The sequence below is a fragment of the Brotonthovivens ammoniilytica genome (genome assembly GCF_025566885.1).
Lineage (GTDB): Bacteria > Bacillota > Clostridia > Lachnospirales > Lachnospiraceae > Brotonthovivens > Brotonthovivens ammoniilytica.
The window spans coordinates 58007-83115 of record NZ_JAOQJQ010000009.1; the positions used below are offsets into that span (position 1 = coordinate 58007).

Sequence of the window (25109 nt, forward strand, 5' to 3'; positions counted from 1 at the left end):
GTTCTCCCTACTTTCTCATTTGAATTGCCGCACTGGCCGCTTTCTCTGCATTCAGCAGACCGTCTCTTTGATCATTCACCAGACAATTATCGGCAGTGCTGCACAAAATCTCTTTGATCTGGCTCCCGTCCAGACTGGGATTGAAAGAAGCCAGCAGCACAGCTGTGCCGGAAACATAAGGCGCTGCCATAGAGGTTCCCATCATACCGCCATAGCTTCCTTTTCTTTTTCCAAGGAAATTCTCCTTCACTATCGTACTGTAAATATCATTGTCCCCTCCTCCGGGAGCAATCAGATCCACACGTTCTCCGGGGCTGCTGTAATCAGCCAGTGAAAGACTTCCATCTTCATTTTGTTTCGCTGCCCCCACAACCAGAATCCGGCCTTTTACCTCTGGAGCATCAATGGCAGCTAACGGATCGCAGGATGCATCCGTTTCCGGCAGATTTCCGGCGGCTTTACAGATCAAAAAATCATACCCGTGATTCAGAAATGCCAAAAACAGCTTTTCAAGCTGCACGGTATATGCTTCTATATTGGGATTTCCTTTTACAGCTTCCTCCGTCAAATCATCCCCGCCAAAGCAGGTGAGACTTAAATTAATCACCTTACAGCCACGATCTGCAATCAGATAAGTAAACGCAGTCTCAAGCCCCATCAGATCTATTTTATCATCTTTCACCCCAAGTCCAAACACAGAAGCACCGTACAGATTTCTTTTCTCTGTGGGAATGATACCGGTTATGCCAATCCCGTTATCAAATCCGGCAGCAGCAATCCCGGCCACATGAGTCCCGTGGGTTTCTAACTGCCCCTCTTCATCATACAGCTGATTGGCAAGAGGCATCTCCGTAAAGTTCAAATCTTCATGTTCTGTATAAAACCCGGTGTCCAGAATCCCTAAATTTACAGAAGTCTTCATCTGCTCTTTCAGTTTCCAGACCTGATCCATATGCACCGCTTTCATCCCCCAGGTTTCATTGACAGAAAGCTCTCCTGTCCACTCCTTTTCCCACCTGCTGTCTGAAGGCATGGCCCCTGATAAAATGCTGCACAAAATATTAGGTGTTCCGCATACGGCAATTCCCTTCTGTATCAACTTCTTCTGGACCTGCTCTAATTCCGGATAGGTATAACAATCCGGAAACCTGATCTGCACCACAGACACAGCTTTCAGCTCCCCTGCAATCGTTCCGTGATACTCACTTACAGCATTCAAAACATCTGCTTTGGAACATTCTGCCGCAAGCGTAATGAGAAGCTCATTATCTATGTACTCTATACCGCTGTTTTCATCTACCGCCGCATGTTTTTTATCCGGCTTCGTATAATAACTTTGTTTTGCTGGATCATAAGGCAAATTTACCGCTTTTGTCTTAATTTTTCCTGCAGATATAAAAGCAGAAATACTCACCCCTGCCGCCGCGGCAAATATCACAGCAAAAACGAAAACTTTTCCTTTCTGTTTCATTTTGGTTCCTCTCAGACTGATAACAGTTCCATCTGCAGATTAAATTTCCTATAGATTAAAAAAGAATCCTGCCGCAGCAGGATTCTCCGCCTGCGGCGGGTTGCGTAAACAACATGATTCCTCTCCGCCGCAGTGCGAGCATCAGCGGAGCGTTTTTTGCTCTATAGGAATCGGTACTTTTCAACTTTATCACAACACAGTATTTCCTATAGAGCAAGAAAGGCAATTCATTTCTGAATCGCCTCCCCTTCTAGTTTTCCTGCATATTTGCCATTTTAGCCGCCTGGTCCGCAGCAATCAGACTGTCAATAATTTCCTGGATATCCCCGTTCATAATATTTTCCAGCTTATACAGAGTCAGTTTAATACGGTGGTCTGTAACACGGCCCTGGGGGAAATTATAAGTACGAATCTTTTCTGAACGGTCCCCGGTTCCAACCTGGCTTCTTCTGGCCTCCGCTTCTGCATCATGGGCCTTCTGGCATTCCAGATCATACAGCTTTGCACGCAGTACTTTTAATGCTTTATCTTTATTTTTCAGCTGTGACTTCTCATCCTGACAGGAAATCACAATTCCGGTAGGTATATGTGTCAGACGTACTGCAGAATCAGTTGTGTTGACGCACTGTCCGCCGTTTCCGGAAGCACGGAACACATCAAATTTACAATCGTTCATGTCAATGGCAACATCCACATCCTCCGCTTCCGGCATAATAGCAACGGTAATGGTAGATGTATGAATACGGCCTCCCGACTCTGTCTCCGGCACACGCTGGACACGATGCACGCCGCTTTCATATTTCAACACAGAGTAAGCTCCCTGGCCGGTCACCATAAAACTTACATACTTCATGCCGCCGATACCAATTTCCTCCACATCCATAGTCTCTACCTTCCAGCGGCGGGACTCTGCATAATGTACATACATACGGTAAATTTCCGCAGCAAATAAAGCTGCCTCGTCCCCTCCTGCTCCGGCGCGGATCTCCACAATAACATTTTTATCATCATTGGGGTCTTTCGGAAGAAGTAAAATCTTCATCTGTCCTTCTAGCTCTTCCACTCTGGCTTTTGATTCATTCAGCTCTTCCTTAGCCAGTTCCCGCATTTCTTCATCGCTTTCTTCCTGCAGAAGCTCCAGGCTGTCCTCGATGTTCTGTCTGCACTGCTTATATTCTCTGTATGCCTCCACAATGGGCGCAAGATCACTCTGCTCTTTCATCAGTTTTCGAAACCGGTTCTGATCATCTGATACACCCGGTTCACTTAATTCGCTTAACACTTCTTCAAAACGAATCAAAAGATCTTCCAATTTATCAAACATGTTTCGCTCTCCTTCCAATTACAACCCGGTCCAGCCCGGCTAAATCTTTCAAAACCAGAATCTCTGTAAATCCCTTCCGGTTTAAAATCTCCGATACAGCCCCTCCCTGATCGCAGCCAATTTCAAATATCAGTATCCCCTCTTCCTTCAAATACCGAATACCTTCCTTTGCTATTTCCCTGTAAAAATGCAGGCCGTCTAAAGCGCCGTCTAAAGCTTTCCTGGGCTCATAATCCCGCACTTCCGGCATTAATGTTTCTATTACATCAGAGGGTATATAGGGTGGATTTGACACAATCACATCAAATTCCCCTTCTGTCTTTTCAAACAGATCACTCTGTAAAAAACGGATTTCCGTCTGGTTTTTATCACTGTTATAAGCAGCAACTTTCAGCGCAGGCGCTGAAATATCCGCCGCTGTCATCTGAATTTCCGGCTGATAATGTTTCAGGCTCACCGCAATGCACCCTGATCCGGTACACAGATCAAGAACTTTCATTCCGGGCTTTAAGTAATTCAGCGCCGTCTCCACTAGTATTTCAGTATCCTGCCTGGGAATCAGCACATCCGGGGTCACCTTAAAAGCCAGCCCCATAAATTCCTGTTGACCAGTCAGATACTGCAGAGGAATACGCTCACAACGCTTTGCCGCTATTTCCAGAAGCTTCTCATACTGCTCCCCGGGCATTTCTTCCATTTCATGCAGAAAATAGAAACTTCTGTTTATGCCGCAGACCTCTTCCATTAAAAACCAGGCATCTGAAATCTCATTTTCAATTCCTGCTGACTTTAAAAGCTTCTGTACATTTCTGTATGCTTCTCCGTATATCATGACACTGCTTCTCCGGAGGACACCTCTTCTTTCATTTCTTTCTGATATTCTTTCCAGTCAAAAACCGCTTCCACAGACGCAATTCCAACCTGAATCATATCATCATCCGGCTCCTTTGTAGTCAGCCCCTGCATCCACATCCCGGGTTTACTCAAGAAATTAATAAAAGCATTATCATATCTGCCGGCAAGCCGGAGTATTTCATAAGAAAGTCCTGCAATTACCGGTACCAAAAGAAGCCGGATCACCAGCCTCATAGTATGTGAATCCACACGGATAAACAAAAACAAAATAATACTGATTACAACAACAAACATCAGAAAACTTGTTCCGCAGCGTTTATGTTCCTTGGAGCTTTTTCTGACATTCTCCACATTGAGTTCCAGGCCATGCTCAATGCAGTTGATACACTTATGCTCTGCACCATGGTACATAAAAACCCGCTGAATCTCTTTCATTCTTGAAATCAGAAGAATATATGCCACAAAAATCACAAGTCTGATAATGCCCTCAAAGACCGCTACCGCTGTCTGTGACGCAACAGCACGGTTAAACAGCATAGACAGGTAATACGGCAGTATCATAAAAACCGCTACTGCAATCACTACCGATACAATCACTACCCCTGTCATCATGGCCTTTTCCTTTGTATTCTGCTGTTTCTGATCTGTTTTCAGCAGATCTTCCGGATTGGTTACAGCCTCCCCTTTTTCTTTTATCTCTTTTGTCCTGCCCTTCTTCTTGTCTTCCGGCTCTTCCTCCTCTTCAAAAAAAGATGCCGAATACATAAGTGTGGACATTCCTAAAACAAGAGAATCAATAAAGCTGATGATACCGCGTACCATAGGTATCTTCTTCCAGACGGAGTCTCCTCCGATTCCCTTGTACTGTTTCACTGCCACTTCAATTTCCTGATCAGGCTTTCTGACTGCAACCGCATACTGATCGCCATTGCGCATCATTACGCCTTCCATTACTGCCTGACCACCGATTCCGGAGTATTTCATATTCTCCTCCTACTTATATTAAAATAGGTTGAGATTTTGCAACCTCAACCTTATTTTTGAAATATCTGCTATTATTTTAAGCCGTATTTTCTGTTGAACTTATCAATACGTCCACGAGCCTGAGCTGCTTTCTGCTGTCCTGTATAGAATGGATGGCATTTAGAACAGATTTCAACGTGGATATCCTGCTTTGTAGAACCTGTTACGAAAGTGTTTCCGCAGTTGCAGGTTACAGTTGCCTGATAATAGTCTGGATGTATTCCTTCTCTCATTATTTTCACCTCTCATACCAAATTTCTTTGTTTTCCCGCACTATTATATGCCTCTTAGAAACAATAAACTTGTTTGTTTTATCAGCTTGTTCTGATAAACAGCTTTGATATTGTAGCACAGGAATGAAAAATATGCAATAGTTTTAGGAAAATCTATTAAAAGAGTTTTCTCTTCTTCACCATCTGGACAAATTCCCGGTTGTTTTTCGTATGAAGGAACATCTGAAGAATATTTTCAACCGCTTCATCGCCTTTCATGCCATTTAATGCTTTGCGCATAATATAAACAGCTTCCTGCTCTTCTCTGTCAAGGAGCAGATCTTCTCTCCTGGTTCCGGATTTCGGAATATCAATGGCAGGAAAAACCCGTTTTTCAGACAATTTCCGGTCCAGCACCAGCTCCATATTTCCGGTTCCTTTAAACTCTTCGTATACAACATCATCCATTTTACTTCCGGTTTCCACTAAAGCGGTAGCCAGAATCGTAAGGCTTCCGCCCTCCCGCATATTTCTGGCCGCACCAAAAAACCGCTTCGGCATATGCAGCGCTCCCGGGTCAAGTCCTCCAGAAAGGGTCCGTCCGCTGGGGGGGACTACAAGATTATAAGCTCTGGCAAGTCTTGTAATGCTGTCTAATAAAATAATAACATCTTTTTTGTGTTCTACCAGACGCTTCGCCCGCTCGATTACCATCTCTGATACCCTTTTGTGGTGTTCCGGAAGTTCGTCAAAAGTAGAATAAATAACCTCCGTATTATCCCCTTCAATAGCTTCCTTAATATCGGTAACCTCCTCCGGACGCTCATCAATGAGAAGGATAATCAGATGCATCTCCGGATTATTCTTTTTAATTGCCTTTGCCACATCCTTAAGCAGCGTTGTTTTACCAGCTTTTGGAGGGGCCACAATCATTCCCCTCTGTCCCTTTCCCACAGGTGAGATCAAATCCACAATCCTCATAGATACTCCGCTTGTATAAGTCTCAAGCCGCAGCCTCTCATTTGGAAAAATAGGAGTAAGATCTTCAAAGGCTTTTCGTCTGGCAGCCTCCGCCGGATGCATCCCATTAATAGAAGAAATAAAAAGCAGGGCGCTGAATTTTTCCTGCTGTTGTTTCACCGTTGTATTTCCGCTGACAATATCGCCGGTTTTTAAGTTAAACTTGCGGATCTGGGAGGGAGATACATAGACATCATTTTCTCCCGGAAGATAATTTTCGCACCGGATAAATCCATAACCATCCGGCATCACTTCTAGAATACCGTTAGCGGTCACACCACTGTCTAAAACAGTTTCATCTGGTCTTTTGTCATCGGGTCTTTTCTCATTTCTTTTATTATTATGAAACTCTGCAGGTTTTCTGGCTGCCGCTGTCTCTTCCTCTTCTGCCGCTGTCTGAACCTCCGGCTGTTTTTCCTTTGCCGAAGACTTTTCATCCTCTGCTAACATCACCTCTATCAGCTCATGTTTCTTTAAAGCTGAAATCTTTTTTAATCCTCTGGCTTTTGCAAGTTCCCGCAAAACTGCCAGAGATAAACTCTCATACTTTTCTCTCATTTAATTCTCCTTATATCTACTATCTACGGAAAAAATCGTCAGAACTGACTGAAATTTACGGATCTTAATGATTCATATATAAATTTATACGAAAAACATATAAATTAGTACAATGCATTATACACTATATTTTACCAAATAGGAAGCCCTCTCGCCTTGATTTGTTTTTTTTTTAATGATATGATTATTTTGTTTTAAAATAAACCGTAAGGAGAATCATACTATGGATTTAAAAGAAAAAGCCATACAGTTACATAAAGAATGGAACGGAAAGCTAAATACCGTGTCCAAATCCCCTGTAAAATCAAGGGAAGATCTGTCTATCGCCTATACCCCAGGGGTTGCGGAGCCCTGTAAAATCATAGCCGAACACCCTTCCGAAGCCTACACTTACACCATGAAAGCAAATACAGTAGCTGTTGTCTCTGACGGAAGTGCCGTTTTAGGACTTGGAAACATCGGACCGTTAGCAGCCATGCCCGTTATGGAAGGAAAATGTGTATTATTTAAAGAATTTGCAGATGTAAACGCCGTTCCCATTGTTTTAAATACACAGGATCCAGATGAAATCATTCAGACAGTGGCTAACATTGCTCCCACCTTCGGAGGAATTAATCTGGAGGATATTTCCGCTCCCCGCTGTTTTGAAATCGAAGAAAAGCTAAAAGAAATGCTTGACATCCCCGTCTTCCACGATGATCAGCACGGCACAGCCATTGTAGTGCTGGCAGGAATTATCAACGGACTGAAAGTCACCGGCAAGAAAAAAGAAGACTGCCGCGTTGTTGTTAACGGCGCAGGGTCTGCAGGGGTTGCAATTACAAGACTTCTTCTCACTTACGGATTTAGACATATTACTATGTGTGATAAAGCCGGCATGATCGGAAAGAATTATCCAGATCTGAACTGGATGCAGAAACGCATGACAGAAGTAACCAATCTGGAAGAGCAGACAGGTACGCTTGCAGATGCATTAAAGGGCGCCGATATCTTTGTAGGAGTTTCCGCTCCGAATATTGTCACCGCAGAAATGGTTTCTTCTATGAATCAGGATGCCATCTTATTTGCCATGGCAAATCCGGTTCCTGAAATCATGCCGGATATCGCAAAAGCCGCCGGCGCAAAGGTTGTAGGTACCGGCCGAAGCGACTTTCCAAATCAGGTCAACAATGTAGTTGCATTTCCGGGTATCTTTAAGGGCGCTTTAGAAGGACATGCCCGTCAGATCACAGAGGAAATGAAACTTGCGGCTGCAGAAGCTATCGCAGGGCTTGTCAGTGAAGAGGAGCTTAATGAAGATTTCATTATGCCGGAAGCCTTTGACCCAAGAGTTGCGCAGGTTGTCAGCGAAGCCGTCAAATCACATATCCGATAAATATGAAAACATGGAACGATAAACGCTACTATTCTCTGGACTATTATCTAAAAAATACTTTCGGGGAAAAAGTTTACCGGATTTCCCTAAATGGCGGCATGACCTGTCCAAACCGGGACGGCACCCTTGGAACCAGAGGATGTATCTTCTGCAGCCGGGGCGGGTCCGGAGACTTTGCAGGCAGTGCCGCTGTTTCTGTCAGGGAGCAGATTGCATCCGGCAGACAGCTCCTCTCCGGCAAAACAAACTGCAGGAAATTTATTGCCTATTTTCAGGCCTATACAAATACTTACGCATCTGTTTCCTATCTGAGCCGGATTTTTAGAGAAGCAATTAAGGAACCAGAGATCGTTGTTTTATCTATTGCCACACGCCCGGACTGCATCACAGATGAGATTTTAGATTTACTGACTGAGTTAAACCGCATAAAGCCTGTCTGGATTGAACTGGGCCTTCAGACCATTCATCATCAGACAGCAGAATTTATCCGGCGGAAATTTTCTCTTTCCTGTTATGAGGAATGTGTACAAAAACTTCGCACAAGAAATCTTGCTGTGATCACTCATGTTATTCTAGGACTGCCGGAAGAAACAAAAGACCAGACGCTTGAAACAGTAAACTACCTGGCTAAAAGCCCCATCCAGGGAATAAAGCTTCAGCTGCTTCATATTCTGAGAGACACCGATCTGGCTGACGTATATCAGACTTCCCCATTTCCAATTCTGTCCCTGGAAGAATACTGTGATCTGATTGTTGACTGTATCGAACGCCTCCCGGAACATATTGTCATTCACCGTATAACCGGTGACGGTCCAAGAAACCTTTTACTAAAACCCTCCTGGAGTCTTGACAAAAAACGGGTCCTTAATACCATTCAAAAACAATTCCGGACCAGAAACAGCTGGCAGGGCAGATTATTTATTAAATAAGGAGTATTTTTATGTCAGAACCTCTTACCTTATATCGACTGATTATTTTATTTATGCTGAATAAAGTAGACTTTCCGCTGACAAATACCCAGATCACCAATTTCATTCTGGAAAATGACTATACAGACTACTTTACCGTTCAGCAGACATTTTCTGATTTAGCGGATTCCGGACTTATTACGGCAGAGTCCACACACAACAACACCAGATACCATATTACCGCTGAAGGACAGCAGGTACTGAAATTTTTCAGCGGCAAAATATCAGAAGCCATCAAAGATGATATTATTACTTATCTGAGAAACAATAAATGGAATCTAAAAAATGAAACATCCATTTTTGCGGATTATTACCGAACAACGGACAGTGCATATGCTGTCCGCTGTCAGATGAAAGACGGAGAAAAATCCCTGATTGATCTGACACTGACTGTCAGCTCCAAAGAACAGGCATCTGCTGTCTGTAAAAACTGGCAGGAACAAAATGACCGCATTTACAGCCTGCTGATGGATGAACTGATTAAATAAAAAGGTATACAGCCATGCAGTTTCCACACTGCAGGCTGTATACCTTTTTTCCAAAAAATCTTATACTGTTTTGTTTTTCCCGCTCTTTTTCTTATTCTCTGTAGTTTTTACTGCTTTGGCAGGATTCCTATGCTGTTCCTTTTTTTGAGTTTTCTTTTTTCTGACACTGAACCCAAAGGTTCCCAGACTTTTTCCAAGCTCCAGATAGGAGCCATGGGAATAAACCGCCAGGCCTGATTTATTCAGATGGAACTTTCCTCTCTCATCCAGCAGGCTTTCATCAATTCCTACCGACACCACCTCTGCCAGAAACATATCATGACTTCCAAGCTTTTTAATTTCCGTTACCCGGCACTCAATATTTACAGGGCTTTCCATAATTCCGGGAGCGGCAACTTTTTCAGACACAGAAGGGGTCAGTTTCATATCCTGAAACTTATCCGTATCTCTTCCGGATTTTACTCCACAGTAATCTGCCGCTCGAATCAATTCCTTTGTGGTGAGATTAATTACAAACTCTTTCGTCTCCCGGATTATTTCATAGGAATAACGCTCAGGGCGCACGGAAATGGACACCATAGCCGGGGAAGAACAAATAGTTCCGGCCCATGCAATGGTTATAATATTAGGCTTCTCTCCGGGCCTTTGACAGCTGACCATAACTGCCGGAACCGGATACAGCATATTGCCGGGCTTCCAAAACTGCTTTTTCATACTGAATAGATTCCTTTCTTCTGCCTGCTGACTGCTACTGCTCCTGCAGAGCAGACATAAACATTGGGATCAGCTGCTTCTTCCTGGATACAACGCCTCTTAACAGGTAATATCCCTGTTCCTCATGCACATGATAAGCCCGGAAAATCAGATCAGATGCCCCTTCTCCTGCGCAGATCATATACGTATTCTCTTCCAGAATATTCGTCAGCATAATAAATACCATGTCGATCTTCCGCTCATTCATTGCCTGTGTCAGGTACGGCAGCAGTTTATCCCGGACCTGATTCAGCTCTTCCTGGCTCATGGCGCTGATCTGTCCCACGCCAAAATCTGCTCCATTCAAACAGAATGCTTTAAAGTCCTGATAAAAAATCTCTTCCGCCGATTTAGAGGCAAAATCACTACCGGCCTGAAACATCGCCTTTGCATACTCCTCTGTTTTGATTCCCGCAATCTTTGCCAGCTCCTCCGACGCCATTTTATCAATGGCTGTGCAGGTGGGTGAGCGGTACATCAGGGTGTCTGAAAGAATAGCAGAGCACAAAAGACCTGCGATTTCCTTTTCAATTTTAATGCCTTTCTCCTGATACATCTGATACACAATGGTAGCGGTACATCCAAGAGGCTGGTTTCTAAAAAACACCGGCGCCATAGTCTCAAGACTTCCCAGACGATGGTGGTCGATAATTTCCAGAATTTCTGCACCGTCTATATTATCCACTGCCTGAGATTTTTCGTTGTGGTCCACCAGTATCAGCTGTTTTTTCTTCATATTCAGCAGATTTCGTCTTGAAATCATCCCCACGTATCTGCCTTTCTCATCCAGCACCGGAAAATCACGATGCTTTTCTTTCAGCATCGTTTCCTTTACATCGTCAATATAATCTTCACGCTCAAAGGTAATCAGCTGATCTCTCCGCATAAAAAACTTAATGGGAATGCTCTGGTTGATTAAACGGGCCGCGGTGTAGGTATCATAGGGGGTGCTGATCAGAACACAGTCCCTCTCCTCCGCCAGCTTCTGTATCGTCCTGGTTATCTTAGACCCGGAGCAGACAATTACACAGCTTGCGTTCATTTCCAGGGCGCACAGCTGGGACTCATAACGGTTTCCCAGAATAACCAGATCATTATCTTCGATGTATTCTTCCATCATATCGGGATTTGCCGCCGCAACCATAACCTTTCCATCCTGAAAATACGCATGTTCATTTCCCACAAGGATAGTCCCTTCCAGGGTTTCAATAATATTTTTATACTGTGTTTTGGCTCTGGATAACACCTTATTGTCATAAATATCCATGTAAGATGTGGCAATATCCCCGGTGGTAATCAGCCCTTCTAGATGACCGTGTTCATTGGTAACCGGAAGGGTTGCCACCCGCAGCTGTTTCATCATCTCCCATGCTTTTTTCATGGATATTTTGCTTCGGATTCCTTCTGTTTTCCGAATCTCTATATCCTTTACCTGTGCTCCTGCATCCACAATCAGCTTCGGGGCCTTTACATGGAAATGCTTTAACACATACTTCGTTTCTTCGTTTAATTCACCGGCACGCTTCGCTTCATAAACAATGCCCTCTTCTGCCGTTTTATTTTTCAAATCCGCATATGCAACTGCTGCACAAATGGAATCTGTATCCGGGTTTTTATGTCCTACCACCCAGACCTTCTTTGATTTTCCTGGCATAATTTCAACTCCCTGATTATTGTTTTCTATTCCCGCACCGGACATGGCCGCTGCGGCACTCTTTATTTTTACGCGAATGTACATCCTGCGCAAAGGGTTTTATACAATCAGGCAGCAAACTTTTCTGATTGTATAAAAAACTGTTCAGGATAATCACCTGAACAGTCTGTCTCTTTCACCGGAACGCAAATCCTGTGTATCACATAGTCCTCTCCTATCAGAAAAATCTGTCCAGCACACCAAACTGGAATAAAAGGAAGAATACCAAGAGCACACAGTCTACCAGTCCAAAAATGGCAAGGAACTTTAATCCCCCGAAAGACCGGTTTACCTGCTCTATCCCATCCTCCGATAGCTCTACTTTGGAAAACTGCTCTTCCTGCGTATCTATCAGATTCTTGATATTCCGATAACATTTCACATCTTCATTATGAATTTTATCATTGATTTCTGTTTTCATCTTCTCTAGAGACTCTTTTAATTCCTCTACAGAAAGCATTACGGTCTGTGTGTCCTGCGCTGTTTTTGCGAGACTTTCTCCCAGCTGTCCGCTTACTTTCTCGTCAATTTCACGCAGCTGCTCTGTCAGCTTTTCATCCATCTGGGTAAACTGAGTCTGAACAGTCTCATCTACCTGGTTTAAACGGCTTTCCACTTTATCATCTATGGAAGACAGCTGTCTTTGAACTTTTTCGTCCAGAGAAGTCATCTGTCCATCTACTTTATCATTAAGACTTTTTAGGCTTCTGTCCACCCCCTCCTGAAACTGCTGCATGCCTCCGTCAATTTCATGATCTACTCTCTCTAACTGACTTTGAATATTTCCATCCAGCTGCTGCATTTTCTGGTCCAGAATGTCAATCATATTCTGAAGCTGCTGCGCAACTCCTTTGATAAGCCTGTCCGCCTCTTCTCTTCTGGCCCTGAGCACAAAATCCAGTTCCTGAGCTTTATCTTCTCTTTCATTTACAAGGCTTTCCAGCTCACGCACCTGCTGCTCCTTAGTGCCAAGGAGATTCTGCAGCTGTCTGGCCTTATCCCTGAACTCGTCGATCTGTTTCAGTAAATAATCTTCCTTCTGCACGCTTTTCGGTTTCCTTTCCCGAACTTCTTCTGTTTTCCCCTGCCTCAGGCTGTCTCTGCCCAAAAACATACTCATAGGAGCTCCTCCTCACAGCCTATAGGCCTTCTATGTTTTATACTCTGATATTTTCTATTGTATCATTGCTGTTCCGGTTTGACAATATAACCTATTCTTTTTTCTTCAGGTTCCGGATATGGGCCTGCACCATCATGGCAATCCGAAACATCATCGCATCCTCAAATGTTCTGATATCCAGCCCAATCAGCTTCTCCAGCCGTTCCAGCCGATATACCAGTGTATTTCTGTGGACATACAGCTGTCTGGCCGTTTCTGAAATATTCAGGTTATTCTCAAAAAGCCGTTCTATGGTTACCAGCATTTCTTCATCCAGATCAATCTGCTTATGCTCTCCAAAGACTTCACGCAGAAACATCTGACACAATTCCACCGGTAGCTGGTAAATCAGCCTTCCTATCCCCAGATGTCCGTACATTACGATCTGGTTTTTTGGCTCAAAAATCCGGCTTATTTTCAAAGCCATACACGCCTCCTGATACCCCTTCTCCAGTCTTCGTATACTGTCTGCCTCACCGGAAATTCCCACTCTGACGTTTAAAAGAGCTTCTGTCTGCATGTTGTCTATAATCATTTCCGAAAGCTCTCTGGCCGCTTCTTCTTTTGAAAACTCACTGCCTTTCATTAATACTGCCCGGCAGGCATTCATATCAATCAGATAATCTTCCCTTTCCTGCACAAACAGATTTTTCAGCATTTCCATGGCAATGGCATTTTTTTCTTCCTCAAATTCAAGAACAAACAAACTCCGGGGATGTTCCTCCAGTTTCAAATGCTCCGCCTCTGTTTCCAGCTCGTCCTCCTTTAAATTTCCCATAAGAATCTGACGCAGATACTGCTGTTCATCCATAGGCACATTGGCCATCATGTCAATATTTTTAATCTGCGACGCGGCCATCTGCACCAGCATATTGGAATACTCATCCTGATTCCCGGCATTTACAAGGAGAATATAAATCATTCTGTCACAGCTCATAATTTTTACAAAATGGTATCCGTATGCAAACTGCCTTTGGGCAGGGGAGCTGATAAAGCTGCATACTTCCGCAGTTATTTCGGCGGCAAGCTCCTCCTTCGTCCCCCCCTGCAAAACACCGTCAGGCAGAAACAAATAATAATCTGTATGGGAAATTTCTTTCATTTCTTCTAAAACATTCTGGAGTTTTTCTGCTAACAATTCTGTATTCATCTGGTTCCTCCATTTATATCATTCAAAAAAGCGACATGACTCCATTCCGCCACAGTGCGATCATCAGCGGAGCGTTTTTTTGCTCTATAGGAATGGGTACTTTTCAGCTTTATCACAACACGATATTTCCTGTAGAGAAAATAAAGACCGGGTATACATCCACCCGGTCTTTACTATATCATCTTTTAATTGTCAAAATCAATTCCCAATTAATGTGAAATAATCTGCTCTGTTTCTTTATCAAAGATATGAGATTTGTTGATATCAAATGCAAGCTCAATGGTCTCACCCCGCTGTGCTGCTGTACTTGCATCAACTTTGGCAGTCATTGTCAATCCGTTTACTGTATAATAGAGAAGCACTTCTGAACCAAGAAGCTCGTACCCAGTACACTCAGCCTTGATAATATACTCAGGGAATTTCTGAACAAACTCAGGATAATCATCAATATCATCCGGACGAATGCCGAATACAACAGTTTTTCCGATGTAACCGCCTTCTTTTAATGCTTTCGCTTTATTCTCCGGCATTACGTATTTCATCTCACCGTGTACCAGCAGAATATTTCCGCCCTCTTCCTTTACTTCACAATCCATAAAGTTCATCTGAGGAGAACCGATAAATCCTGCAACAAACAGATTGTCCGGTTTATTGTACAATGTCTGAGGAGAATCCACCTGCATGATCACACCGTCTTTTAATACAACGATTCTTGTACCAAGAGTCATAGCCTCTGTCTGGTCATGGGTTACATAGATAATAGTCGCTCCCAGTCTGTGATGCAGAGCCGCAATCTCTGCACGCATCTGAACTCTCAGTTTTGCATCCAGGTTGGATAAAGGCTCGTCCATCAGGAATACTTTTGGCTCACGTACAATGGCACGTCCCATAGCAACACGCTGTCTTTGTCCGCCGGAAAGAGCTTTCGGTTTACGCTCTAACAGTTTCTCCAAATCCAGGATCTTTGCTGCGTCACGGACCTTTTTATCAATTTCAGCTTTTGGCACTTTTCTTAATTTCAATCCAAAGGCCATATTGTCATATACAGTCATATGCGGATATAACGCATAGTTCTGGAAAACCATAGCGATATCACGATCCTTTGGTTCTACTTCATTCATACGTTTTCCATCAATACAAAATTCACCGTCAGAAATCTCTTCCAGTCCGGCAACCATACGCAGTGTTGTGGACTTTCCACAGCCGGAAGGACCTACAAAGATAATAAATTCCTTATCCGCCACTTCCAGACTAAAATCTTTCACTGCTTCAAAGCCGTTTGGATATCTTTTGTAAATATGTTTTAAACTTAACTGTGCCATTATGTACCTCCAATATGATAAAAATCTTTTTTAACTATTTATCCCTATCTTAACAAAATGACGGACATTTTGCCATCAGCAGAACTTCCAAAATTATAATTCCATGCTTGTCATATCTGACAGTTCCACTGTGATTCGCCTGTCTTATTCAGCAAACTGACGGGATTTCATTAGTTACTTAGACACTTTGACGAAACTACTGTTTCCCTGTACTTCCAAATCCTCCGCGGCTTACATTTCCAAGGCTCTCCACCTGATTAAATGTAATTTTCGGCTGGTTTTCCATAATCCGAAACTGACAAATCCGGTCATTTTTCTGGATGGTAACATCTCTTGTTGCATACGCCGGCATTCTCCACATATCTTCATCGCCGCAGTATGTGCAGTCAATGATTCCACAGCTGTTGGCCTGCAGAATTCCATAATTTTTAAAGGTTGAGCTGCGGGGGACCACGTGCGCCTCATATCCTTTTGGAAGCTCCATGGCGATACCAAGGGGAATCAGTTTAAACTCCCCGGCCTTCATGGTTATCGTCTCCGATGCCCGAAGGTCAATCCAGTCTGACTTTCCGTCAATATACTCCAGTTTATCTATCTCTTCTGTAAAATATTTAATTTTGATTTCCGGCATAACTACTCCTGTTCCCAGAGCATATCTTCATGCTCTGTCTTTTTATCCCGAAGCATCAGATTTACCACAGCATCTTTCACCGGGTAATCCTCAAACAAAACGGCATTCACCTGCTCAATAATAGGCATGGATACTCCGTATTTTTTCGCAAGTCCCATGGCTGCTTTGGCGGAATATACTCCCTCCACAACCATTTTAACTTCTTTCATAGCCGCATCCATGGAATATCCCTGTCCCATCAGCATCCCTGCTCTCCGGTTCCGGCTGTGTTTGCTGGCGCAGGTCACAATTAAGTCTCCAATCCCGGATAAACCTGAGAGTGTCTCTGCTTTAGCGCCCATGGCAATGGCAAGTCTGGAAATTTCTTTAATGCCCCTTGTAATCAGAGCCGCTTTTGTATTGTCTCCGTAACCAAGGCCGTCTGCCATCCCCGCAGCAAGGGCAATTACATTTTTCAGCGCCGCTCCAAGCTCAATTCCAATCATATCCGGGCTTGTGTATACCCGGAAAGACTGATTCATAAAAAGGCTCTGTATATATTCGGCAATCTCTTTTTTTCTGGCTCCGGCCACTACCGTTGTAGGCAGGCCGATTCCAACCTCCTCCGCATGGCTTGGCCCGGACAATACCGCTGTCTCTGCCTGGGGTATTTCCTGCTTGATAATATCCGGCAGGGGCATCAGTGTATCTTCCTCAATCCCTTTTGCCACATTTACAATCAGCTGCCCCTCGGATACAAAGGGACACATATTTTTAGACGTACTTCTGATAAAAGGCGACGGCACTGCCAGCACAAGCATATCCATTCCTTTTACTGCTGATTCCAGATCTGTTGTAAACACAATTTTTTCAGAAAGCTTCACCCCCGGAAGCTTATCTAAATGCTCTCTTTTAGAGGAAAGCATTTCTACTTCTTCTTTGATAATAGACCAGACGGTTACGTCATTTCCATTTTTCTGCAGTACAGCCGCAAGGGCAGTTCCCCAGCTTCCTGCTCCAATTACACTTACTTTTGCCATTTTATAAACACCCCTGTTAATCTTTTTTATGTTTCGGTGCAAACTTATTCTCTGTACCGTTTACCAGCCGCTTAATATTCTCCTTATGCCGGATAAAAGCAATCAGCACAATGACTGCGGCTATTATGTAGGTTTCCGGCAGAAACTGCGGCCCTGCCGCCAGCAGCCCAAGTTGTCCGAATACTACAATCTGCGCAAAATAAGAACTGATAATCATTAACGATCCGATGGAAATAAAACCTGTGGGAATCACTGTTGCAAAAAACAATGCCGCAGAAATAGGAACCATATACACAAAAGTTGAAAATACAATTCCTACCGTGGCCGCAATTCCCTTTCCGCCCTTAAATTTCAGATAGAAGGGGAAGTTATTTCCAAGAATCACGCCAAGTCCCGCATAAAGCTCAAGCATTTTCACAGCTTCCGGATACTTATCCTTAAACAGCACCCATGTAACTACAATGGCCAGAACCGCCTTTAAGCTGTCTCCGAAAAATACAATAATTCCCGCTTTCCAGCCAAGGGTTCTTAAAGAATTTGTCATTCCCGAGTTTCCGCTTCCATGCTTGCGCAGGTCAAAATGGTGAAGCTTTCCATAAATAACACCTGTCTGGAACAGTCCGCAAAGGTATCCAATTACCAGACATATGATACGACTTGCAATCATTTCCGGTCTTCCTTCCTCTCTCTGATAATAAATTTCAGAGCTGTCCCCTTAAACCCAAAGGCATCTCTGATTCTGTTTTCCAGATAACGCACATAGGAAAAATGCATTAATTCCTTATCATTTACAAAAATTACAAAGGTGGGCGGCTTTACCGCAGCCTGAGTAATATAGTAGAGTTTCAGGCGTTTTCCTTTATCAGAAGGGGGCTGCTGCATAGCCACCGCTTCTGTCATGATTTCATTTAACACACCCGTGGATACACGCATGGAGTTATTTTCCAGAACCATGTCAATCATATCAAACATTTTTGGCATACGCTGTCCGGTTTTGGCGGAAATAAATAAAATTTCTGCATAAGGCATAAAGCTTAAAATTTCGCGAATCCGGTTTGTATGTTTGTAAATGGTCTTATCATCTTTTTCCACGGCATCCCATTTGTTCACTGCAATGATAATCCCTTTTCCCCGTTCATGGGCAATTCCCGCAATTTTAGCGTCCTGCTCTGTAACGCCTTCTGTGGCATCAATAACAATCATTACCACATCCGCCCGCTCCACAGCTGTCACTGCCCGGATAATGCTGTACCGCTCAATTTCTTCTTTAATTTTGTTTTTTCTGCGCAGACCGGCAGTATCAATAAAAACATATTCTCTGCCATGATATTTAATCTCAGTATCTATAGCGTCCCGGGTCGTTCCGGCAATATCCGATACAATCACCCTGTTCTCACCGGTAAGCCTATTTATAATGGAAGACTTGCCAACATTGGGCTTTCCAACAATGGCCACTTTTGGGCGTTCATCCTCTTCTTCCTCTTTAGCCTCTCCCGGAAAATGCTTTACAACTTCTTCCAGCATATCACCCAGTCCAAGCATAGAAGAAGCTGAAATCGGAACCGGATCCCCAATTCCAAGATTGTAAAACTCGTAAACATCTCCCATAAACTTTTCAAAGCTGTCGACTTTATTCACCACCAGTATCACCGGTTTTCTGGAGCGCCGGAGCATATCGGCCACTTTCGCGTCCGCGTCCGTAAGCCCCTGACGCACATCCGTCATAAATAGAATCACATCCGCCGTTGCCATGGCAATCTCTGCCTGCTCTCTCATCTGGGATAAAATAATATCTTTGCTGTCCGGCTCTATACCTCCGGTATCTATCATGGTAAATGTATGGTTTAACCATTCAACGTCCGCATAAATACGGTCTCTTGTCACGCCCGGCGTATCCTTAACGATGGAAATCCGCTCCCCCGCCAGAGCATTAAACAGTGTAGATTTTCCCACATTGGGGCGTCCTACAACTGCTACCACTGGTTTACTCATAACCTACTCCTCTCTTTCCTGTATACATAAAAACTCCTGATAGAGTGATTGCCCGTCTGATTTTACAATACCAACCGGCACTTGTAAAGTTTTTTCCAGCTCTTCCACGGTAATATCATCCAAAAATACGAATTCTCCGCTGCGAAGCATATTACAGGGCAGCAGCAGCTTTTCTCCCAGTTCCAGAGCACAGAGCTGCTGAGCTAAATCCTGTCCGGTAATCAGTCCGGATACGGTAATCTGATTTCCGAAAAATTCATTTTCTATCGGAACCACCTGTATTTTGGTTTCCGGATGCAGTGCCGTAAACATCCCCGCCAGTTTCATAAGCATGGGAGCTGCCAGCTTTCCAGTTGCCACTGTTATTTTATGATGCCCGGTTTTCGCCTTTTTTTTCCTGCCAAACCGGAATTTTGGGGAAAATATTGCATTTTCCTGTTCTTTTTGGTCTTCTTTCAGGGCTGCTGTAAATTCTTCATATAAAAGACGCATCATGCCAACACCGTTTTCCAGCTGGATATAACCGTCATACCGTTCCTCTTCTGGAAAATCCTGTCCGGCCAGCAGATACCATTCATCGCCGGCATGAATAAAATGGGTACCGTGTTTTTCATAACAGATGTCCTGCCATTTATGAATGATCTCAAGAACCTTTCTGGCATCTTCCTTTAAAAAAGGCTCCAGAGGATACAGATTGTCACGATACCTTGTCATTCCCACCGGCACTACCGAAACACTTTCCATAAAGGGCAGATACCCGGTCAGCTCCCGGATGCTTCGCTCAAGCTCATCCCCATCATTGATTCCTTTACAGAGTACAATCTGGCCATTCATCTCTATCCCGGCCTCATACAGGCGCTGTATTTTCTTTAACGCATCTCCCGCAAACCGGTTATTCAGCATCTGACAGCGGAGCTCTGGGTTTGTGGTATGCACAGATATATTGATGGGGGCCAGTTTATACTTAATGATGCGGTCAATATCCTTATCAGACATATTCGTAAGGGTTACATAATTCCCCTGAAGAAAGGACAGCCTGGAATCATCATCTTTAAAATAAAGAGTTTCCCTCATATTAGGCGGCATCTGATCAATAAAGCAGAAGATACATTTATTACAGCAGGAACGGTACTCATCCATCAGTCCGTTTTCAAATGTAATTCCAAGGTCCTGGGAATATTCTTTTTCAATCTCCAGTTCCCACTCTTCCCCGCTTTCCTTCCGAACCAAAAGAGTCAGTGACTCGTCACTGACCAGATAATGAAAGTCAAAAACATCCTCTATTGTCTGCCCATTCACAGCAAGAAGCACATCACCGGGAACCAAATTCAGTTCCTGTGCGATGCTGCCGTCCTCCACCTGAATTATTTTATGTTCTTTTGTCTGCATATTATTATCCTTGTCCTTATTTATAAGCTTTGAAACAGGTAAATTCTTTGATATCCAAAGCTTATATATCGGTATTATCATACACCAGTTTTTCTTCCTGCGCAAACCTGAAATGCCCCGGAGCGTTTTTGCTCTATAGGAATCGGCACTTTTCAGTTTTATCACAACATAGTATCTCCTATAGAGTAAAAAAGAATCCTGCCACGGCGGGATTCTCCGCCTGCGGCGGGTTGCGTAAACAACATGATTCCACTCCGCCGCAGTGCGATCCACAGCGGAGCGTTTTTGCTCTATAGGAATCAGCACTTTTCAGTTTTATCACAACATAGTATCTCCTATAGAGCAAAAAAAGAATGCGCCGCGCACATTCTTTTTTTGAAAATTCACATATTATTGTATCAGTTCCTCCCGGTTATATCCAGAATCTTCATATAACAGCTCCAGGACATCCTCATTCAACGTTATCATATGAAATGCTGCATTCACTTCCTGATGATCTGAATACATTGCAATATTGGGAGTTATTTTGCCTCCGGAAACAAAAGCGGTCATATAGGCGCTGCTGCCGTCCTCCAGCATCAGTTTCATTCCAATCTGCCACTGACCGTCCACATAATCAGCACTTCCGTAGGAATCCTCTTCCACCTGAAGACCCTGAGCCTTCAGCATCTGCATCTGCTCTGTAAAAGAACTCCTGCAGGCATTCTGATACCAGTCATATCCCCGCTCTGAGAGCTTCTCTCCCTGTTCTTTTAATGCATAAGTGCCATCTGTCAGATGTTCATAATTTCCCTGTATATCCAGATAACCATATGCCTTTTCGTATTCTTTGTTCTCCACTGCATCTAAAAATCCGGATACTGTGCGGATTTCCCTGACATTTGTAAAGCACCTTCCTGTTTTGCGGATTTGATTGACAGAAGGGACACTAAGTACCGCTGCCGCAGATGCCAGGATAAGAATCAGAAATCCCCGCTTTTGTCTCCGCCTTATTTTTTGATATCCACGCTTTAAGACCTCTGCCTCCGGTTCCTTACAGACTGTCTCCTCCAAAAATTCCTGCTGAAAGGTTTCACTTAATCCCCTGCAGGTATTGCATGTCTTTACATGTGCTTCTACAAGCTTCTTTGTTTCTTCACTGCAGCACCCGTCCTCATACAGCGGCAGCAAATCTTTTATTACTTCACAGCTGCATTCTTTCATCGGTATCCCTCCATTCGTTCAGCCAGCATAGCTTTTCCCCGAAAAAAGGTTACTTTGGCCCAGCTTTCTGTTTTCCGGTACTTCCCGGCAATTTCTTTATATGTCAGCTCCGCATAGACCCGAAGTACTATCACATCCTGGTAAGGATTCGGAAGATTCCGTATTTCCTGCCGCATGATTTCCAAAAGCTGTTTTTTGAGCACCTCCTGTTCAGGACTGTCTCCTTCTTTGTTTTCCGGATTTTGTTCTGTTTTCGAAAAATGCTTTTGTCTCCTGCATTCTAAGAGCCATTCGTTTTTTCCGATTTCACAAAGCCAGGTATACAGACTGCAGCGCCCCTGAAACTGCTCAATATGCAGAAAGGCTTTATATAAAGTCTCCTGTGCCAGCTCTTCCGCTAATGTCTCATTTCCGGAGAGTTTCAGTAAAAAACAATATATTTTTTTGTAATATGTTTTAAAAATCTCCTGAAATGATTCCATCTTCCCTTTTCTCAGTTCTCTGCTTTTTGCTTTTCCTTTTGTGACCTTTCTTTACTTATTAGATACCGATACCAGAATAAAGTTACACCATTTTTACTATTTTTTATAAAACAACATGGCCGTAATAAATCGTATCCACCCCCGGCCCTCTGTCATCTTTTAACACCACAAGCTTTTCGTATCCTCTGCGGGCAAGTCCGTTCATATGGGCCCCATTCAAGGACCATGTCCGGGTAGAGACTCTCGGACAATTACAGATTTTTGTCCCTTCTGCTTCCATATAGTCATAGAGTTTTCCCATAACACTCTGCCCCCTGCAGTGTTTTCGGACACAAATGGTAGTAATATACAAAGATGTTCCAAAGTCTTCTAAAGCTTCACAGATATAATCCGTTTTAAAGGTCATAAAACCAATGACACATCCTGTATCATCATAGGCCAGAAGAAACTGCTGTTTTATCATTTCTTCAAAATAAACCGTCGGCTGTCCGGACTTTATCATTGTTTCTCCGGGGGCTGCTTTTAACTGCTTTTGGGCTGAACTGTTCCGGGCGGATAATGGAGGATAAAACTCATCATCACACTGACATAAAATTTCCCATACTTGTTCTCTTTCCTGCTCATTTAATGCTGTTCCCTTATATTCAATCTTCATCTTCCTGTTCTCCCTGCTTTTTCTTTGGTCTGGCTGCAAATATGTACAGACGGTGAGAAGATTTATCAACTTCTTCTGCTGCGCAGATTCTGAAATATTCTTCCTTTACCGCTTCATACTCTTCCTCTGTTACCGATGAAATCTTGTAAAAAATCAGACTTGCATTGGCAAAATTGTCTACCAGATTGTCATTGTCCTTCTCATCAGAATATACGCTTTCCACACGAATATCCTCAAAACCAATAGAAGAAAGTAAAAGCTCCATCTCTTTCTTTTTGGGATAAAAAGCAGGAAACAGCCATTTTTTATACTTTTCTTCCAGACCTGTATTCTTAATCGCCTGGCGGACCGTCTTATGAAGTCCTGCATAGGTTCCATATCCCCCTTGATGGACAGCCAGCTCTCCCCCCGGCTCCAGTGCATCAAATAACAGCTGATACATTCTCTTTTCGTCGGTAATCCAGTGAAGGGTGGCATTGGAAAAAATCAGATCATATACCCCCCTCTCCTTTAAATCCAGGGCATTCATCACGTCAAAATCAATCCCGCCTTCATAGCTTCCTTCCGGAATTGTCCCAAGCAGCTGCAGATATTTTTCATTGGCTTTTTCAATCTGGCTTACTGCCAGGTCAAAAGCCCGTACCTGCATATCCCGGTTCTGATTCCACAAATCCAGGGTTGTATTCCCATTGCCGCAGCCCACATCTAACACTTTCGTAAATCGGCTGAAATCAATGGCACTTACCAGCTTTGTTCCCTGACGGTACTGAGTCTGAGAAGACCGGTCATAAGCTTCCCCGTCGTATTCGATCTGTTCATTCTCATCCTGGGTTCTGCAGATGACATTTACAATGCCAAGAGCGTCCTCCACCCGCTCTCCCACCTTATGACAGCGGTCCTGCAGCTGTTCATAGATTTCCAGCAGACGGGCAACCCGGTGATAATTATGGCGGATCACCGCATCCTGGGACACTACTCTGTAAATAATCTCCTTCCATTCCTCATCCAGCTTGTACTGATTTTTTGTAAACTCACTGATTTCTTCCTGTTTTTCCATTATAAAGCTCAGTTTCCAGGTATCCAGATTATTATTTTTACAAAGAATCGTATACACCTTTGGGAAAGATAACTGCAGCGCCATTAAAAGCAGCTCCATCATCCGAAGTTCTGCGTGACGCTTTTCCTCCCCCAGCTTCATAGCCGTCATCAGGTGAAGCATATTTAAAAGCCGCTTCATGGTCCGGGGATTTTTATTAGTAGCCAGCTGAAAGATTTCTACAATCCGCCCCTCATATTTTTCATAATCATATTCCCGTTCAAAATAGTCAATCCGTTTTAACCGTCCAAGTACCATGTCTTTGATATCATATTTTGCCATGGGAATCATGTAGGGAACCTGAATCAGCTTGTCAAAAAAGTCCTGTCCAATGTTTCTGTTGGCCAGATGCTTTCTTCCGTATTTTTGTTCAATGCCAAATGTCACCACATCATAGTCGATGGCCAGAACGAAAATACATTTCTCTATATCAAACAGGTTTTTCAATGCCTCAAGAAGAGTCACCGCAAGCCTTGGCTCTAACCGGTCCAGATCATCTACAAAAATAATAAATGCCTGATCTGTCACCCCGTTCCCCTTTTGCGCCACCTCCTGCTTTAAAAAAGCTTCAAACTCATGCTTTAATGTTTTTACGGATGCGTAATCATGTCCTCCAAATACTTTATCCAGCACTTTCCCGGAGGTTTCTAGTTCAATGTTAATAATGGACATCATCACACTGGAAACACCCTTTAAATATTCCTTCACCTGGCGTTTGCGCTCTTCATTTTTCTGTTTTGTATGCAGCTTCTCAAAATGCCGTTCCATCTGAGAAAACAGACTGGTGAGAAGTTTTTTTACCGCCACCCCGTATTCATTTTCCAAAAACAAATCCCAGGTATTCAGCCAGATTGCTTCATATCGTTCCTCCTGGGATACCAAAGGAGAACACAGGCAGTTTTCCATCATTTTCATAAAAGATGTCTTCCCGCTTCCCCACTCCCCGTGAAGTGCAATAGTAATTGGCGTGTCGCTGCTTTTTATAAAGGTACACAGTCCCTGCACATATCTTTGAATACCAAACTCGTCCTGTTCTAGTGTTTCCACAGGTATATCTCTTCGCTCCATCGTTCCTTCCCCTTTGTCTTTCACTTGATCTTCCTTTAGTTTAACAATGAATCATCCCGGTCACAACTGATTTTTTCAAAAAAGAATATTCGCTGCGCTCTATCAGCAGTGTCCTTGAAAACCGGGACAAAAAAAAGCTCTGACGACACATATGTGTATCGTCAGAACTTCTTTTTTCATTAGGTTATACATTCAGCTTCAAA

23 protein-coding genes are annotated in these 25109 nt (G+C 43.5%); 3 read left to right on the plus strand and 20 right to left on the minus strand.

Annotated features, from left to right (window positions below; translation table 11 throughout):
* Positions 1 to 7 precede the first annotated feature (7 nt).
* The 6 genes from OCV88_RS15250 to rho form a co-directional block, all read right to left on the minus strand.
* The gene (locus OCV88_RS15250) at positions 8 to 1471 is read right to left on the minus strand and encodes a S8 family peptidase (RefSeq protein ID WP_158426305.1); all 1464 of its coding nucleotides are present in this window, start codon (positions 1469 to 1471) and stop codon (positions 8 to 10) included.
* Positions 1472 to 1721: 250 nt separating this feature from the next.
* Positions 1722 to 2795 (minus strand): peptide chain release factor 1, encoded by a 1074-nt coding sequence (gene prfA, locus OCV88_RS15255; RefSeq protein WP_158426306.1) that lies wholly within the window; start codon positions 2793 to 2795, stop codon positions 1722 to 1724.
* Positions 2788 to 3627 carry a peptide chain release factor N(5)-glutamine methyltransferase gene (gene prmC / locus OCV88_RS15260; RefSeq protein ID WP_158426307.1) on the minus strand — a complete coding sequence of 280 codons (840 nt, stop codon included), beginning with the start codon at positions 3625 to 3627 and terminating at the stop codon, positions 2788 to 2790. Before prmC ends, prfA begins: the two co-directional genes overlap by 8 nt.
* Positions 3624 to 4634 carry a DUF1385 domain-containing protein gene (locus OCV88_RS15265; protein WP_158426308.1) on the minus strand — a complete coding sequence of 337 codons (1011 nt, stop codon included), beginning with the start codon at positions 4632 to 4634 and terminating at the stop codon, positions 3624 to 3626. Before OCV88_RS15265 ends, prmC begins: the two co-directional genes overlap by 4 nt.
* Positions 4635 to 4705: 71 nt before the next feature.
* On the minus strand, positions 4706 to 4906 hold the full coding sequence (gene rpmE / locus OCV88_RS15270) for a 50S ribosomal protein L31 (RefSeq protein ID WP_158426309.1): 201 nt from the start codon (positions 4904 to 4906) through the stop codon (positions 4706 to 4708).
* 156 nt (positions 4907 to 5062) lie between these two features.
* Positions 5063 to 6463, minus strand: a complete 1401-nt coding sequence (rho, locus tag OCV88_RS15275) for a transcription termination factor Rho (RefSeq protein WP_158426310.1) — start codon at positions 6461 to 6463, stop codon at positions 5063 to 5065.
* 223 nt (positions 6464 to 6686) lie between these two features.
* Here rho and OCV88_RS15280 point away from each other — a divergent pair, with 223 nt between their 5' ends.
* The 3 genes from OCV88_RS15280 to OCV88_RS15290 are packed head-to-tail and all read left to right on the plus strand — an operon-like array spanning position 6687 to position 9294.
* Positions 6687 to 7838, plus strand: coding sequence for an NAD(P)-dependent malic enzyme (locus tag OCV88_RS15280; RefSeq protein ID WP_158426311.1), 1152 nt, complete (start codon positions 6687 to 6689; stop codon positions 7836 to 7838).
* A gap of 2 nt (positions 7839 to 7840) precedes the next feature.
* Positions 7841 to 8767 (plus strand): tRNA modification radical SAM protein MnmL/YtqA, encoded by a 927-nt coding sequence (gene mnmL / locus OCV88_RS15285; RefSeq protein ID WP_158426312.1) that lies wholly within the window; start codon positions 7841 to 7843, stop codon positions 8765 to 8767.
* 11 nt (positions 8768 to 8778) lie between these two features.
* The gene (locus OCV88_RS15290; protein WP_158426313.1) at positions 8779 to 9294 is read left to right on the plus strand and encodes a DUF4364 family protein; all 516 of its coding nucleotides are present in this window, start codon (positions 8779 to 8781) and stop codon (positions 9292 to 9294) included.
* 60 nt (positions 9295 to 9354) lie between these two features.
* Here the strand turns inward: OCV88_RS15290 and OCV88_RS15295 are convergent, their stop codons facing one another.
* From OCV88_RS15295 to OCV88_RS15360, 14 genes are all read right to left on the minus strand, one after another.
* Positions 9355 to 10008 carry a flavin reductase family protein gene (locus OCV88_RS15295; protein WP_158426314.1) on the minus strand — a complete coding sequence of 218 codons (654 nt, stop codon included), beginning with the start codon at positions 10006 to 10008 and terminating at the stop codon, positions 9355 to 9357.
* A 34-nt stretch (positions 10009 to 10042) separates the two neighbouring features.
* On the minus strand, positions 10043 to 11701 hold the full coding sequence (locus tag OCV88_RS15300; protein ID WP_158426315.1) for a putative manganese-dependent inorganic diphosphatase: 1659 nt from the start codon (positions 11699 to 11701) through the stop codon (positions 10043 to 10045).
* Between the two features lie 217 nt (positions 11702 to 11918).
* Positions 11919 to 12860: a hypothetical protein gene (locus OCV88_RS15305; RefSeq protein WP_158426316.1), complete on the minus strand. Its 942-nt coding sequence runs from the start codon at positions 12858 to 12860 to the stop codon at positions 11919 to 11921.
* 91 nt (positions 12861 to 12951) lie between these two features.
* Complete coding sequence (locus OCV88_RS15310) at positions 12952 to 14049, minus strand: PucR family transcriptional regulator (protein ID WP_158426317.1); 1098 nt, start codon at positions 14047 to 14049, stop codon at positions 12952 to 12954.
* Positions 14050 to 14258: 209 nt separating this feature from the next.
* Entirely contained in the window at positions 14259 to 15371 is a 1113-nt protein-coding gene (locus OCV88_RS15315) for an ABC transporter ATP-binding protein (RefSeq protein WP_158426318.1), read from the minus strand.
* 196 nt (positions 15372 to 15567) lie between these two features.
* Positions 15568 to 16002 carry a dUTP diphosphatase gene (locus tag OCV88_RS15320; RefSeq protein WP_158426319.1) on the minus strand — a complete coding sequence of 145 codons (435 nt, stop codon included), beginning with the start codon at positions 16000 to 16002 and terminating at the stop codon, positions 15568 to 15570.
* A 2-nt stretch (positions 16003 to 16004) separates the two neighbouring features.
* Positions 16005 to 17021: an NAD(P)H-dependent glycerol-3-phosphate dehydrogenase gene (locus OCV88_RS15325; protein WP_158426320.1), complete on the minus strand. Its 1017-nt coding sequence runs from the start codon at positions 17019 to 17021 to the stop codon at positions 16005 to 16007.
* Between the two features lie 16 nt (positions 17022 to 17037).
* Entirely contained in the window at positions 17038 to 17688 is a 651-nt protein-coding gene (plsY, locus tag OCV88_RS15330) for a glycerol-3-phosphate 1-O-acyltransferase PlsY (protein WP_158426321.1), read from the minus strand.
* Complete coding sequence (gene der / locus OCV88_RS15335; protein ID WP_158426322.1) at positions 17685 to 19013, minus strand: ribosome biogenesis GTPase Der; 1329 nt, start codon at positions 19011 to 19013, stop codon at positions 17685 to 17687. The genes plsY and der overlap by 4 nt, the downstream gene beginning before the upstream one ends.
* Positions 19014 to 19016: 3 nt before the next feature.
* Positions 19017 to 20402 (minus strand): DUF512 domain-containing protein, encoded by a 1386-nt coding sequence (locus OCV88_RS15340; protein WP_158426323.1) that lies wholly within the window; start codon positions 20400 to 20402, stop codon positions 19017 to 19019.
* 390 nt (positions 20403 to 20792) lie between these two features.
* Complete coding sequence (locus tag OCV88_RS15345; protein ID WP_158426324.1) at positions 20793 to 21605, minus strand: zf-HC2 domain-containing protein; 813 nt, start codon at positions 21603 to 21605, stop codon at positions 20793 to 20795.
* Entirely contained in the window at positions 21602 to 22087 is a 486-nt protein-coding gene (locus OCV88_RS15350) for an RNA polymerase sigma factor (RefSeq protein ID WP_158426325.1), read from the minus strand. The genes OCV88_RS15345 and OCV88_RS15350 overlap by 4 nt, the downstream gene beginning before the upstream one ends.
* A 103-nt stretch (positions 22088 to 22190) precedes the next feature.
* The gene (locus OCV88_RS15355) at positions 22191 to 22742 is read right to left on the minus strand and encodes a GNAT family N-acetyltransferase (protein WP_158426326.1); all 552 of its coding nucleotides are present in this window, start codon (positions 22740 to 22742) and stop codon (positions 22191 to 22193) included.
* Positions 22732 to 24930, minus strand: coding sequence for a P-loop NTPase fold protein (locus tag OCV88_RS15360; protein WP_158426327.1), 2199 nt, complete (start codon positions 24928 to 24930; stop codon positions 22732 to 22734). The genes OCV88_RS15355 and OCV88_RS15360 overlap by 11 nt, the downstream gene beginning before the upstream one ends.
* Positions 24931 to 25109: the final 179 nt, after the last annotated feature.

What these genes read in the sequence shown, in the direction of transcription:
- OCV88_RS15250 (WP_158426305.1), bottom strand. Translation starts at nt 1,471, where the DNA reads ATGAAACAGAAAGGAAAAGTTTTCGTTTTTGCTGTGATATTTGCCGCG.
- prfA (WP_158426306.1), bottom strand. Translation starts at nt 2,795, where the DNA reads ATGTTTGATAAATTGGAAGATCTTTTGATTCGTTTTGAAGAAGTGTTA.
- prmC (WP_158426307.1), bottom strand. Translation starts at nt 3,627, where the DNA reads ATGATATACGGAGAAGCATACAGAAATGTACAGAAGCTTTTAAAGTCA.
- OCV88_RS15265 (WP_158426308.1), bottom strand. Translation starts at nt 4,634, where the DNA reads ATGAAATACTCCGGAATCGGTGGTCAGGCAGTAATGGAAGGCGTAATG.
- rpmE (WP_158426309.1), bottom strand. Translation starts at nt 4,906, where the DNA reads ATGAGAGAAGGAATACATCCAGACTATTATCAGGCAACTGTAACCTGC.
- rho (WP_158426310.1), bottom strand. Translation starts at nt 6,463, where the DNA reads ATGAGAGAAAAGTATGAGAGTTTATCTCTGGCAGTTTTGCGGGAACTT.
- OCV88_RS15280 (WP_158426311.1), top strand. Translation starts at nt 6,687, where the DNA reads ATGGATTTAAAAGAAAAAGCCATACAGTTACATAAAGAATGGAACGGA.
- mnmL (WP_158426312.1), top strand. Translation starts at nt 7,841, where the DNA reads ATGAAAACATGGAACGATAAACGCTACTATTCTCTGGACTATTATCTA.
- OCV88_RS15290 (WP_158426313.1), top strand. Translation starts at nt 8,779, where the DNA reads ATGTCAGAACCTCTTACCTTATATCGACTGATTATTTTATTTATGCTG.
- OCV88_RS15295 (WP_158426314.1), bottom strand. Translation starts at nt 10,008, where the DNA reads ATGAAAAAGCAGTTTTGGAAGCCCGGCAATATGCTGTATCCGGTTCCG.
- OCV88_RS15300 (WP_158426315.1), bottom strand. Translation starts at nt 11,701, where the DNA reads ATGCCAGGAAAATCAAAGAAGGTCTGGGTGGTAGGACATAAAAACCCG.
- OCV88_RS15305 (WP_158426316.1), bottom strand. Translation starts at nt 12,860, where the DNA reads ATGAGTATGTTTTTGGGCAGAGACAGCCTGAGGCAGGGGAAAACAGAA.
- OCV88_RS15310 (WP_158426317.1), bottom strand. Translation starts at nt 14,049, where the DNA reads ATGAATACAGAATTGTTAGCAGAAAAACTCCAGAATGTTTTAGAAGAA.
- OCV88_RS15315 (WP_158426318.1), bottom strand. Translation starts at nt 15,371, where the DNA reads ATGGCACAGTTAAGTTTAAAACATATTTACAAAAGATATCCAAACGGC.
- OCV88_RS15320 (WP_158426319.1), bottom strand. Translation starts at nt 16,002, where the DNA reads ATGCCGGAAATCAAAATTAAATATTTTACAGAAGAGATAGATAAACTG.
- OCV88_RS15325 (WP_158426320.1), bottom strand. Translation starts at nt 17,021, where the DNA reads ATGGCAAAAGTAAGTGTAATTGGAGCAGGAAGCTGGGGAACTGCCCTT.
- plsY (WP_158426321.1), bottom strand. Translation starts at nt 17,688, where the DNA reads ATGATTGCAAGTCGTATCATATGTCTGGTAATTGGATACCTTTGCGGA.
- der (WP_158426322.1), bottom strand. Translation starts at nt 19,013, where the DNA reads ATGAGTAAACCAGTGGTAGCAGTTGTAGGACGCCCCAATGTGGGAAAA.
- OCV88_RS15340 (WP_158426323.1), bottom strand. Translation starts at nt 20,402, where the DNA reads ATGCAGACAAAAGAACATAAAATAATTCAGGTGGAGGACGGCAGCATC.
- OCV88_RS15345 (WP_158426324.1), bottom strand. Translation starts at nt 21,605, where the DNA reads ATGAAAGAATGCAGCTGTGAAGTAATAAAAGATTTGCTGCCGCTGTAT.
- OCV88_RS15350 (WP_158426325.1), bottom strand. Translation starts at nt 22,087, where the DNA reads ATGGAATCATTTCAGGAGATTTTTAAAACATATTACAAAAAAATATAT.
- OCV88_RS15355 (WP_158426326.1), bottom strand. Translation starts at nt 22,742, where the DNA reads ATGAAGATTGAATATAAGGGAACAGCATTAAATGAGCAGGAAAGAGAA.